Here is a 12,236-nt window from a genome sequence, read left to right on the forward strand (position 1 = left end):
CGCGGAGAATTAACTAATGACAAATGACCAATGACCAATGACTAATCCAAAATCTAAAATCCAAAATTACTATGACTAGTATTTCTGTAGCACAAACCAGGTTGCATTCCCATCGAGAGCAATTTCCCGCTTTAGCGAATAAGACTTATTTCAATTATGGGGGACAAGGACCGATGCCCCAAAAAGCAATGGATGCGATCGCTCAAACTGAAGCTCATATTCAGCATATCGGTCCCTTTGGTAATGAGGCGTATCGCTGGATTAAACCACAAATGCAAGCTGCAAAAGAAGCGATCGCTTCCGAATTGCATATATCAACCGAAACGATTACACTCACTGATAATGTCACTGTTGGCTGTAATATCGGCATGTGGGGTATCGAGTGGCGTGCTGGCGACCATATGCTACTCTCAGACTGCGAACATCCAGGCGTGATTGCCACAGCTCAAGAAATCAGCAGACGATTCGCTGTAGAAGTTACTACCTGTCCGCTAAAGGCGACTTTAAATGAGGGTGACCCCGTAAAAATCATTGCCCAGCACTTGCGCCCCAATACTCGCCTAGTAATATTGAGTCATGTTTTCTGGAACACTGGTCAAGTTTTACCTTTGAATAAAATTGCCGAAGTATGCAGAAATAATCATTCTCTGCTACTGATAGATGCTGCTCAATCTGTTGGTTTGTTGCCTTTAAACTTGACTGAATTGGGAGTTGATTTTTATGCTTTCACTGGTCATAAATGGTTATGTGGTCCTGCTGGTGCAGGTGGTTTGTATGTACGACCAGAAGCACGAGAAAGCCTGAAACCTACATTTATTGGCTTCAGTGGAGTTGTTGTGGATAGTGAATCTCAGCCTGTGGATTGGCTTCCAGATGGGCGACGATATGAAGTGTCTACATTCGCTTATTCTTTATATGCTGGTTTACGAGAGGCGATCGCTATTCATCAGCAATGGGGAACCTCACATGAACGTTACGAGCAAATTTGTCAAAAGAGTGAGTACCTCTGGCGAAAGTTAGGCGCGTTACCTGATGTCAAATATCTGCGAACTTCCCCACCCGAAAGTGGTATAGTCTCTTTTCAACTAACAAATAATCAGCCCCAAGGGAGTCTGAAATTAGTGCAATTTTTAGAGTCACAAAAGATATTAACTCGGACAATTGCTAACCCTAACTGTATACGCGCCACCGTCCATTACTTTACTTTAGAATCGGAGATTGACTTATTAGTTGAGACGATTCAAAGTTTTGGCAAAATGTAGGATAAGTAGGGTGTGCTGTAACGCACTTTTACTAGTGCGTTATGCTATCTCAATTTAAGAGGCTGTACTTAACTCTGCTGAACTAAATGAAAACTCTTTATTTACTTTGTGGTTTGGCGTTTTCTGGTAAAAGTACCTTGGCTAAAGCAATGGTCGATTACCTAAACTGTGGATATGTAAGTTTGGATGACATCAATAAAGACCGAGGACTTGGTTTTGGTGGAGATGGTATTCCCGTTGAAGAGTGGGAAAATACTCACCAGATTGCAATTGGTATCTTGGACAATTTAATGCAGCTAGAACAAGATATCATTCTCGATGATACAAACTGTTTCCGTTGGTTGCGTGACAGATTTAGAGAGGTCGCCAAACGACATAATTATGGAACCAAAGTAATTTACTTTGATGTTCCGCTAGAGGAAATTTACATAAGAATGCAAATGAATGAACAGACTAAAAAACGTCAAGGAATCAAAAAGGAGATTTTTGCAGAACTAATACAACATTTTCAGCCTCCTGAAATAGATGAAAATATTTTGCTATTCAATAATGAATACACTATCAAAGATTGGCTAGAAACTCAATTAGATTCTACATTTAATAATTTATAATTCCTAACATTAAAATGGAACGTCCAATCTTATACTTAGCTATAACTAACCACGGCTTTGGTCATGCTACCCGTATGGCTTCTGTAGCTGCAACAATTCAAAAGTTATGTCCAGAAGTTCTACTAATTTTGGTCACCACTGCCCCACGCTGGTTGCTAGAATGCTACATAGAAGGTAATTTTATCTATCGTCCCCGTGCATTTGATTTGGGTGTGGTGCAAGCAGATAGTTTGACAATGGATAAAGCAGCAACTTTAGAAAAGTTGCTGGATATTAAAAAGCATCAAAATTCGTTAATTGCCTCAGAAGTTAATTTTATCCGTCAAAATCGCGTTAATCTCATCTTGGCAGATATTCCTTTTCTTGCTCCTGGATTTGCCCAAGCTGCAAATATTCCCTGTTGGATGATGAGTAACTTTGGCTGGGACTTAATCTACCGAGATTGGGGAGGTGAATTCACCGCAGTTGCAAACTGGATTAGTGATTGGTACTCAAAGTGCGATCGCCTGTTTCGTCTTCCTTTCCATGAACCGATGCAAGGTTTTAATAATATCACAGATGTTGGCTTAACGGGCGGTTCTCCCCGTCACTTTGCTGATGATTTACGCTCTATTTGGGGGATAACTGCACCAGTCGAAAAAACTATTTTATTGACTTTTGGCGGTTTGGGTTTACAGCAAATTCCCTATGAGAATCTGCGGAAATTTTCCGATTGGCAATTTATTGTCTTCGATCAATCTGCCCCAGATTTACCTAATTTAGTAAAAATTAACGATCGGAAATATCGCCCTGTAGATTTTATGCCTATTTGTGCGCGAGTCCTTTCAAAACCTGGTTACAGTACTTTTGCGGAAGCTACATTAATGGGAGTACCTATTGTTACTATCCCACGCGAGGATTTTGCTGAAGCAAGTTTTCTCATAGAAGGTCTAGTTAATTACAACCATCATCAAATTATCAGCCCTGCTGAGTTTTTTCAAGGAACTTGGGATTTTCTGGATGAGTTACCTAAAGCACCAAATCAATCCCAAGCAATTGCTAAGGATGGAAATGAAGCGATCGCTAAATCTGTTCTAAACTATTTACAGACGCAATAAAATTATTAAAAATAAATCATATAAATTAATAGCACATCGAACTGCTAATTAAGTTTTACTGTCATCAATAATTATTGTTTCACATGACTCACTATCAAAAGTTACTAAGAATTTCTACCACTGGCAAATCTTTTTACAATATCACTGGTAAAATTGAAGCGATAGTTGCAGATTCAGGCGTTCAAACTGGGCTTTGTACTTTATTTTTGCGCCACACTTCAGCTAGTTTAGTCATCCAAGAAAATGCCGATCCTGATGTTCTTGTAGATCTAGCTAATTTTATGGCAAAACTGGTGCCAGAATCAGGCAAATATATCCACGATGCAGAAGGTGGAGATGATATGCCAGCACACATCCGTACAGTCCTCACCCATACTTCTGAACATATTCCCATTAATAGCGGTCATTTAGTGCTGGGAACTTGGCAGGGAATTTATATTTGGGAACACCGCCAGCGCAATCATTCCAGAGAATTAGTTGTCCACATTTCTGGATAGCAATTTCTCAAGTTTAATTTATTTAAGGCGTAGCTTTGTAGAGTTTAAATACTCTGTTAATACAGCCTACCCTTTGGCTACAATATTGTAAACTTCGCTGTGATGCCTTTTTTGTAAAAAATCTTCATATTGAATTAACCAGATACAGACTCAAAAATTTACATACTATTCCTACTTGATTTTTGCAAAGCTAGGTAAACTTTTATTCTCTATTTCTATAATTGATTCGGCAATCAAATATGGTTGCTATATTTAGTATTTTTATTGGATAATTAAGTTTATTTATAATTATTTAATAAAAAATTTATTTTCAACTAAAGTAATATTTAGTGTAAGCTATATGGGCTATATCAAAGACTATGAAGCAAGAAGTGATACCAACTCATACTTTCCAATTTATTGATGAAATACTTGCCCAACATTCTGTTAATTTATTGTCACTTAATCCCCAAAAAAAATTAATTACCAGTTTTGCAGAATTGGGGAATTTGATTGCTCAACAAAATATCGATATCCAAATCATCACAACGGTTCAGGAAACATTAGAATCTATAGTTAATGCTCAGTTAAAAAATTTTCCAGAAAACATATTCTGGGATTTTGATTTTATTGTAAGTAGTATGCTTAGGCAGGCCTTAGTAGCAGATGAAGGTGCTGTTCCTTTTTTAAAAGCTTTTGGTGAAAAGATGGTTTCTTTAACAGAGATGTTCGGAATTAATACAGAAATCCGCTTCCGTTACGTTCACGATTTTATTTATGGATTTGATTGGGCAAGATGGGTACAAAAAGAGCCGCAAAATCGTGCATATATAGAACCTTTTAGTCTGATTTTTTTTGATTATTTACTTGCGAAAGGAAAGGAACTTCAGCAACGTATTAGTCACGGACAAAGCTCATCTTATAAACTGTGTGACACAGGCTACCGTAATCCTTTCAGTTTTTCGCGTGAACCAAAAGATGAATACCGACTGCTAACTTATCTTGCTGAAGAACAACTTATTCCGGTAGCAGTCTGGGACTGGAATACTAGCCCAGTCTGGAATAAACCTTTCCAGGAAATGCGTCAGCAATTAGCATTAAAATTAAATATTCAACCACAAAAACACTGATAGAGAAGAAGAATTGAAGAGTCAAAATTTGTAAGAAATTTAGTATGATTACGCTGATGCAAGTCTAAAGTATATAAATACTCTTGATGCTCGTTGACTGTTGACAGTTAACGGTTAACAGTCATCAGGTAAATGTACAAATTCAATGCATAACAGCTTAGTATATTCATTGATCAAATTTTCTCTGAATTATTTGACTATTCTGGATCATGAATTCTGGCTTAAAAATTAATTATGAAAATTGCTAATTTAATTACTTGGTTTGAAGCATGGGCAAATCCCACTTGGTGCGAAAGCTGGGATAATTGTGGCTGGCAGGTTGAGCCAGGGGTGTTGCAGGAAAAAGCACGGGTATTGGTTTGTTTGACACCAACTTTAGCAGTTATGCACGAAGCGATCGCTCTGAATGCTAATCTAATTTTTGCCCATCATCCTCTAATTTTCACGCCTCCCAAGTCTTTACGCACTGGTGAAGCGATCGCCGAAATGGTACGCTTAGCTTTTACCCAGAATATTGGTATTTACAGCGCCCATACTAACTTCGATCAAGTCCAGGATGGTACTGCTGATGTGTTAGCTCAAATTTTAGAACTCAAAGAAGTTACTCCCATAGTACCCACACAAGGCAGATTAGGATATGGTCGTGTTGGTTCGCTAGAGCCAGTGATGACACTACAAGAATTACTCGCAGCCATTCAAACCAGACTGGCTTCGCCAAATTTAATTTTTTCCCCAACTGCTAATTTACAGCAAATAATTTCACGGGTTGCGGTTTTGGGTGGTTCCGGAGCTAGTTATATTTCAGCAGTTAGCAAAACTGGCGCCCAAGCTTATCTGACATCTGACTGCAAATTTCATCAATTTCAAGAAAGCCGCGATTGTAATCTAATTTTAATCGATGCTGGACACTATGCTACCGAACGTCCTGCTTGCGATCGCTTAGTGCAAAAATTCCAGTCATTAAACCTCGATTGGGTACAATTAAGTCAAAAAGATGAAGATTTTCGCCAGTTTTTTGCTTAATTGCCGATATTTGAATATTCTTTTTTGGATGCTTTCCTAAAAGTTTTACTATATTTTAATATTATTAAATGACCTAGCTTGTCAATATATATACTTAAATATTTGTAATATTATGCACAAGTATCTTTCTCGGCAAATACACCAGAACCTTATATATTCAATTATCACTGTGATATGAATCACCAATACTATGTAATTATAATCACATACTTTCCTGCTCTATATCAATTGGTCACAACAGAAAATATTCCACACTGGGGTGATAAATTGTTTACTCTGCCCTCCTAATCAAGATGATTCGTACACTTGTTGAATCTGCTTTTCAAACTGGATATCTTAGTGTTGAATCTGAAGGTTTACTCCATCAAATGCTGGCGACTAAATGCTATCAGCCAGAGGATTTGTCAGCCCTTGCAGCTTTATACGATGCAGTTCGCACAGGCCAAATTAAACGAGAAGCATCTTCCTCAAATGTCCTGTTAATGGAATTACCCACACCCTACAAATCTTGCTGATACTCGTAGAATCGCAGTGAGGATGAGGGAGATGAGGGGGATGAGGGGGATGAGGCAGAATAATTGTTAATTTTCTTTCTCATCTTCCTCATCTCCCCCTTGAAGACTTGTTCGGCAAAAAACTGGAAAAACTCAAAACTCTTTGGGTGTTGTTCTTGAAAATCATCAAGGTCAGCAAGAGAATGAGTTAAGATCAAATACATAAGGGTAAAAGTAAAGTCAAGTCCCGGGACTCCCCATTAATGCCAATGACTACAAGTAGGCAACTTAAACAACCGCAATCAACGCTTGTTTCTCAGTATTCTTTATTACATAATGGTAGAAAGGACTCACCAACAAATATTAACCTTGTTAGGACAAATAGCGACTTGTTTGACTTCATATGAAGCAAACATTCGCTAAAATCAACCTGAAACAGATTGAATTCATTGGTACAGCAACCATTGGTTGATGACCCAAAATCTCCCTAGATTTTGCCAACTACAAGCAAATCTTGAGATTGGGTGATGAGGCGTACTTGTTCTCAACCATGAAATTAATCTCTTAAAGGTGTAAGGTAATGGGGTAAAACCCAGATGATGACAGGTTTAACTACGTTGTTTAAAAAGGCAGAAGCAGTACATGCTACACCGCAAGATTTATCAACTGTGTTGCGACGGGCGGGAGGTATGTGTATTCTTGCGGGACCAGCAACGCTGGATTGAACGCGCCCGCATCATAGATATAGAGGGAGATTTAGTAACCCTACGCTATGAAACAGAAGAAGAAGACGAAGTTTGTTCTTGGGAAGAAATGGTTCGCCTCGAGAGCATTGGTGCTGTAACGCAAAAATTGGCTTCAGTACCACGCGGAAATGTGGAACCTCTCATGACAGAGGATTGTCCCGAAGCTGAACGCATCCGCAACCATTACACTGATTCCAATCCAGAATAATCAGTGTTAAGTACTGAGTTCTGAGTGCTGAGTAATAAATCCTAACTCAGGACTCAGGATTCAGAACTAGATAACCGCTCAAAAGCAGGACAGTAACCTTCTAGAGTCACCTTAAAATTGTACAATGGGGAAGCTGGATTCCAACACCGCTGACCCCTTTGATGTCGGCAAGTGCCGCAACAGTCTATATCAGTCCATGTATAGCGATCGCTATTTTGATTCAGCAATTCTCGTTGAGACAATCCCCTTAATACTAGTTCTTCCCCTTGCCAACGAGCCTCGATTAAACCAGTATCAGCAAACTCTTGCCAACGAGGATCGGCTGTAATGGCCTCAGGTAGGGTGATTGTAATTACTGTGCCCAACTCCGTCAGTTCACCTTCATAATTAGTCTCTGGTGCTGCGGGTTGCAAAAATGTATCGCCGATAGGCAATTCCACCAAAGTCTCAGCCGCCGGAGAATGCACGTGATAGCGGTTTTGCAACTCCTCTAAGCTTGTGAGATCGGCTAAATAGGCAGGAGAACCGTGGACAAAGATGACGTGCTGGGGTCGCAAATTATGAATTAGCTGCGTAGTACCCGGACCATCACTATGTTGAGCTAGCAGATAGCTTTCCACAGTAGTGGGTGCTAAATATTTTTGGTTAACTTTTATATCAATTTTTTCCGGTACAAGGATCAGCCAAGGACCGGTATCGGGTTGGCAGTGTTCGCCTAAATCAGATGTAGAGTCAGTTAGGACAATACACGGAGACTTGCCCACTGTGGCGCGTTCTTCTGGCTGTAAACGACGCACGCGGGGACGTACCCGTTCATCCCAAAACAAAGGTTGATGGCGGGCAAAATTTTGTACTGATGGCGGGAGGTGGGGTAACAGTTCTAGGTAGGCATCGCACCCTGTGGCGACTGCACCATCTACCCAGATATTTAAATCTCGTCCAGTAAAGTGGTGATGAGATCGTAAGAGCATTAATAATTCCTGACCCAGCCCCAAAGCCGGGGTAGGAAGGATTACAGAACAATGTTCAGCGATCGCTCGATTAATTCGTTCTGCTAGTTGATTTTCTTGGTTACGGCGGTGGGGATGACGGGATGTCCCATAAGTGCCTTCAACGATCAGTACATCCAAGTCTAAGCCCCGTAGTTCTTCTAAGCGCAAACCTTCGACCAGCCGGGAGTTCGATAAGAAAAAATCCCCTGTATACAGTAGCTTGTAACTACGTTGTTGGGTGGTGTAGGTGAGGAGAATTGCCACTGCTCCTGGTAGATGGCCGGCGGGGAATAATTCTGCCACCAGTCCTTCTTGGAATTCCACAGGCGATCGCAATGGCAAGGCGTGACAAAATTGGGAAATCTTCTCAGGGTCTTGGTCTTCCCAATTCAGCGGCAGTAATTTACTGGTTACCTCGCTACCATAAATAGGTAACTTCGGAAAAGCTTTATGCAGTGCCAGTAAGCCTCTAGAGTGATCTGGGTGGGCGTGACTAATTAAAACTAAATCTGCTGGTAGGGGCGAACTACCTCCACGTATCGACTTAGTAACTCCCCTCGCTAGCGATGAAATATCCTCCAAACCGCAGTCCAACAGAATGCGGTGTGGCCCCATTTTCACTAATAAACACACACCCTCGTCGTTATGCTGGACACTATAGGGCAAAAATTCTAATTCACTACCCCTTTCCCCAGCATCTACGCCAGAGGATGCCGACAAATTATCCCTCATGCTCTCCTCCCCTCAAACCTCATCATCATGGACATATCCCAAAAGCCAAAAATTTAGACAAATTTTGGTTTTGTGAATTAGGGGTAAGTTTTATCGTGCGCCCCTACACCCTGAGAATACGGATTTTTGATTGGGGAGGACGCCTCTACCGAACCCGCACTGGTTCGGAAAGGTGGGCTAATGAGAAGCCATCAAACTAGGAGCTACAGGAGTTTGCCTCTTGTTTATTTTCCCTTTGTAAGTTCTAAGCTGTCTTAGCCAAGTCACCTACGGGAAGTAGCCCAAGTATCTACAGACCGCTCTCAATGCGCGGAGCCATTACCGTGATAGTTATCTGAATCATAGAAACCATTTTTCGTACCAAAAAACAAGCACGAAATTGTAAATATAACTGTTAATCCAGCTAGAATGAGCTTTACATCCATTTGTTTGCTGTCCCTTATTCAAGACTTTCCTATATTAATTTAGTGGTTCCACGATCAAATGGAATCACTAGAAAATCTTTACTATGCATATGTGGATTGGGCAATAAGTAAAATTACCGCAATGAGTCAGATTGTAGAACTTTTCGGTTCACGTGTCTATCCATTTAGATGTCAACCAATATGATGAGTGCGATGTCTACGACGGGCTACGCCTACGTAATTCTCTACAGCCCGTAAAAATCTTCATCTAGAATCTGCTCAATGGAAAAAGGACAAACGGTCGGATATTCACTTTCTTGGGGTATGCGAATCCCAAACTTAGCTAGCTTACCTTCCTTAATTCCTAGCTTGCGAGCATCTGGGTAGGCTTTTTCCACCGCCTCAACCAGAAAACTTTTTAGAGAAGGAGTATCTGCCAAATTATTCAGAACTCGCTGGCGATGTTCCAGTATTGAACTATACCAGCTTCCTTTCATGCTATCAGGTACATCATACTGAACCCTTAACTTGAGTAAATGTGCCAATAAAATTGTCAGATTGCTTTTGAGGGCATTTTTCTCTGCCTTACCCAAATCAACTAGCTCCTCAATCAAATGCTCAATATCCAACGCCTCAAATTCATGATTTTGTAACTGTTGAATGGTTTGCTCAATCCATAATTGCAAATCTTGATCGTATAGCGGGTTAGGCATTTCTCAGATCAACTCCCTTAATTGTTGGACAATCGCCACTTCACTCATTTTTTTGTTGGACATTGGTTGCATCCTGAGTACAACTTGTTAGTTATCCATTTTTTTCCCCGCTCTACAAATCATTATTATTTTTCTCTCATTGTATAAAACCACCCTCTTTTTTAAAGGGGATTTAGGGGAATCTAAAACTTTTGATACCGACAAGAGGACTTTTCAAACGTCCTCTTAGCAAGAATTAGTCTAGATTAATGGCTAATTTTATTTGTATTATTTAGCACATAAACCTCCTTCATCGGAAAAGGAATTGTAATCCCAGCTTGCTGATAGCGCTTGTGCAATTTTTTGACAAATAGATGTTTACCAATACGCTGATCGAAGTATTCGCTTACGCGCATATAAAGCGTAAAATCTATACTAAAATCATTAAATGTATGAAATCTGATATATGGTTCACTTTCTTTTAATTCCGGTGCAATTTCTTGCATGACTTCTTTAGCAACTTCTACAGTCACTTTTTCAACGTGTTCCAAATCGCTATCATAACTAACACCCACATCCATTGTTAAAGTAATTTCCTTTGCGGGTAAATGATAATTTGTAAAAATTGCAGAAGATAACTTAGAATTGGGAACAATAACTACATTATTGGAAATTTCTTTAATTGTCGTATTCCGCCAAGAAATATCTATGACATATCCCTCATGTCCAGCATCTAATTTCACATAATCTCCGGTTCTAACTTGCTTAGAAATAATTAAATAAAAGCCAGAAAACAAATTGGCTAGTGTGTCTTGAAGTGCCAAACCAACAGCTAGACCACCAATACCTAAAGTTGTGACTATCGGTGTAATTTGAACACCTATCGTTTGCAAGATAATTAATGTTCCCAAAACTAAAACAGTAGTTTTAGCAAGGTTATAAATTAGTGATGTAGGAACTCCTTCGGCTCTGCGAATATATAAATTAAGAAAACCAGCAGTCAATTTGGCTAAGACTAAGGTTATTGAATACAGGAATGCCATCGTCAGAATTGTTTGCAGTACGATGGCAATATCTGGCTTGAGGGGAGAACTCAGAATTGCCCAAAAAAAGCCGCCAATGACAAACCAGATAAAAGTCATACGGTGCAGAGAGTAGAATATAATATTACCCCCGGCAATCCGTTTATTATTAACAAATCTTTCGAGTTTTTTAAAGATAACTTTTTCACCAATTATTCCGGCCAGGAAGCCAGCTAGAATAAATGCTATCGGCGTAATCCATTCCATGATATCAATTTTCAATTTGGAGTTTTAGATTTACGAGACCAGCATTTTTGCTGTAATTATGGCTAAATTTTACCTTGTTCTTGGATTAGCTGCTTGAGATTTTCTTTCCTTATGGATTTGCCAATTATTTACCATCCAGATTACATTGCTCCCCTACCTGAAGGACATCGCTTCCCGATGTCTAAGTTCCGACAACTCTATGAATTGCTGTTAGCTGATGGTGTAGCGAATCAAGAACAATTTCACACTCCCGAACGTCCATCTCCAAAATTGATAGAGTTAGTCCACACTCCAAACTATGTTCAAGCTTACTGCGAAGGAACCCTAGACCCGAAAGCACAACGTCGCATTGGTTTGCCTTGGAGTCCAGCTTTAGCGAATCGTACCTGTGTAGCGGTAGGTGGTACAATCCTCACAGCTAAACTAGCACTAAGTCAGGGTTTAGCTTGTAATACGGCTGGTGGCACTCATCATGCCTTTCCTAGTTATGGATCTGGTTTTTGTATTTTCAACGATTTAGCGATCGCCTGTCGCGTTTTGCAACAACTCGGACTCGTCCAAAAAATCCTCATTGTCGATTTGGATGTCCATCAAGGAGACGGCACCGCTTTTATTTTCCAAGACGACGACAGCGTTTTTACTTTCTCCATGCACTGCGAAGTCAATTTCCCCGGTACTAAACAAAACAGCGATTTGGATGTTCCTTTGCCGGTGGGAATGGAAGATGACGCTTATTTACAAACTTTGGCAAATTACCTATCAGATTTACTATCTAAAGTCAAGCCAGACATAGTATTTTATGATGCAGGTGTTGATCCTCATATAGGCGATCGCTTGGGAAAATTAGCTTTAACCGATACTGGTATTTTTCGCCGAGAAATGCAGGTTTTAAGTACCTGTATGAATAGCGGTTATCCCATCGCTTGCGTCATTGGCGGCGGTTACACAGATGATATGAAATCTCTTGTTTGGCGACACTCCCTACTGCATCGCGCCGCCAGTCAAGTTTACCGCCAATATAAACTTTGATAGAACATAACTTATTACTTTAAAATTTATCTCTGATTTTATTTTCCTAAA

13 protein-coding genes are annotated in these 12,236 nt (G+C 40.0%); 10 read left to right on the forward strand and 3 right to left on the reverse strand.

The annotated features are described in order from the left end of the window. Nucleotides 1-71: 71 nt before the first annotated feature. The 9 genes from ACFG4S_RS26130 (at nucleotide 72) to ACFG4S_RS26170 (ending at nucleotide 7,047) form a co-directional block, all read left to right on the forward strand. On the forward strand, nucleotides 72-1,262 hold the full coding sequence (locus ACFG4S_RS26130) for an aminotransferase class V-fold PLP-dependent enzyme (protein ID WP_392531847.1): 1,191 nt from the start codon (nucleotides 72-74) through the stop codon (nucleotides 1,260-1,262). Nucleotides 1,263-1,348: 86 nt separating this feature from the next. After that, complete coding sequence (locus ACFG4S_RS26135; RefSeq protein ID WP_392531848.1) at nucleotides 1,349-1,873, forward strand: AAA family ATPase; 525 nt, start codon at nucleotides 1,349-1,351, stop codon at nucleotides 1,871-1,873. A 14-nt stretch (nucleotides 1,874-1,887) separates the two neighbouring features. Further along, nucleotides 1,888-2,970 (forward strand): glycosyl transferase, encoded by a 1,083-nt coding sequence (locus ACFG4S_RS26140; RefSeq protein ID WP_392531849.1) that lies wholly within the window; start codon nucleotides 1,888-1,890, stop codon nucleotides 2,968-2,970. 83 nt (nucleotides 2,971-3,053) lie between these two features. After that, nucleotides 3,054-3,467: a secondary thiamine-phosphate synthase enzyme YjbQ gene (locus ACFG4S_RS26145; RefSeq protein WP_392531850.1), complete on the forward strand. Its 414-nt coding sequence runs from the start codon at nucleotides 3,054-3,056 to the stop codon at nucleotides 3,465-3,467. Nucleotides 3,468-3,826: 359 nt separating this feature from the next. After that, nucleotides 3,827-4,576, forward strand: a complete 750-nt coding sequence (locus tag ACFG4S_RS26150) for a hypothetical protein (protein ID WP_392531851.1) — start codon at nucleotides 3,827-3,829, stop codon at nucleotides 4,574-4,576. Nucleotides 4,577-4,810: 234 nt separating this feature from the next. Continuing rightward, on the forward strand, nucleotides 4,811-5,599 hold the full coding sequence (locus ACFG4S_RS26155) for a Nif3-like dinuclear metal center hexameric protein (protein ID WP_392531852.1): 789 nt from the start codon (nucleotides 4,811-4,813) through the stop codon (nucleotides 5,597-5,599). A gap of 293 nt (nucleotides 5,600-5,892) precedes the next feature. Further along, complete coding sequence (locus ACFG4S_RS26160) at nucleotides 5,893-6,114, forward strand: hypothetical protein (RefSeq protein ID WP_392531853.1); 222 nt, start codon at nucleotides 5,893-5,895, stop codon at nucleotides 6,112-6,114. A gap of 575 nt (nucleotides 6,115-6,689) precedes the next feature. Continuing rightward, a complete protein-coding gene (locus tag ACFG4S_RS26165; RefSeq protein WP_392531854.1) occupies nucleotides 6,690-6,818 on the forward strand; it encodes a hypothetical protein in 129 nt (42 codons plus the stop codon). Next, entirely contained in the window at nucleotides 6,793-7,047 is a 255-nt protein-coding gene (locus ACFG4S_RS26170; RefSeq protein WP_392531855.1) for a DUF6679 family protein, read from the forward strand. Before ACFG4S_RS26165 ends, ACFG4S_RS26170 begins: the two co-directional genes overlap by 26 nt. Nucleotides 7,048-7,100: 53 nt before the next feature. Here ACFG4S_RS26170 and ACFG4S_RS26175 read toward each other — a convergent pair whose 3' ends face one another. From ACFG4S_RS26175 to ACFG4S_RS26185, 3 genes are all read right to left on the reverse strand, one after another. Beyond that, nucleotides 7,101-8,771: an MBL fold metallo-hydrolase gene (locus ACFG4S_RS26175; RefSeq protein ID WP_392531856.1), complete on the reverse strand. Its 1,671-nt coding sequence runs from the start codon at nucleotides 8,769-8,771 to the stop codon at nucleotides 7,101-7,103. 649 nt (nucleotides 8,772-9,420) lie between these two features. Continuing rightward, complete coding sequence (locus tag ACFG4S_RS26180) at nucleotides 9,421-9,888, reverse strand: DUF29 domain-containing protein (protein WP_392531857.1); 468 nt, start codon at nucleotides 9,886-9,888, stop codon at nucleotides 9,421-9,423. Nucleotides 9,889-10,133: 245 nt separating this feature from the next. Beyond that, nucleotides 10,134-11,159 carry a mechanosensitive ion channel family protein gene (locus ACFG4S_RS26185; RefSeq protein WP_392536082.1) on the reverse strand — a complete coding sequence of 342 codons (1,026 nt, stop codon included), beginning with the start codon at nucleotides 11,157-11,159 and terminating at the stop codon, nucleotides 10,134-10,136. A gap of 108 nt (nucleotides 11,160-11,267) precedes the next feature. On the opposite strand from ACFG4S_RS26185, the gene ACFG4S_RS26190 reads away from it, so the two are divergent. Next, nucleotides 11,268-12,185: a histone deacetylase gene (locus ACFG4S_RS26190; RefSeq protein WP_392531858.1), complete on the forward strand. Its 918-nt coding sequence runs from the start codon at nucleotides 11,268-11,270 to the stop codon at nucleotides 12,183-12,185. The last annotated feature ends 51 nt before the right edge of the window (nucleotides 12,186-12,236 follow it).

It is taken from the genome of Nostoc sp. C117 (assembly GCF_043099735.1).
Lineage (GTDB): Bacteria > Cyanobacteriota > Cyanobacteriia > Cyanobacteriales > Nostocaceae > Nostoc.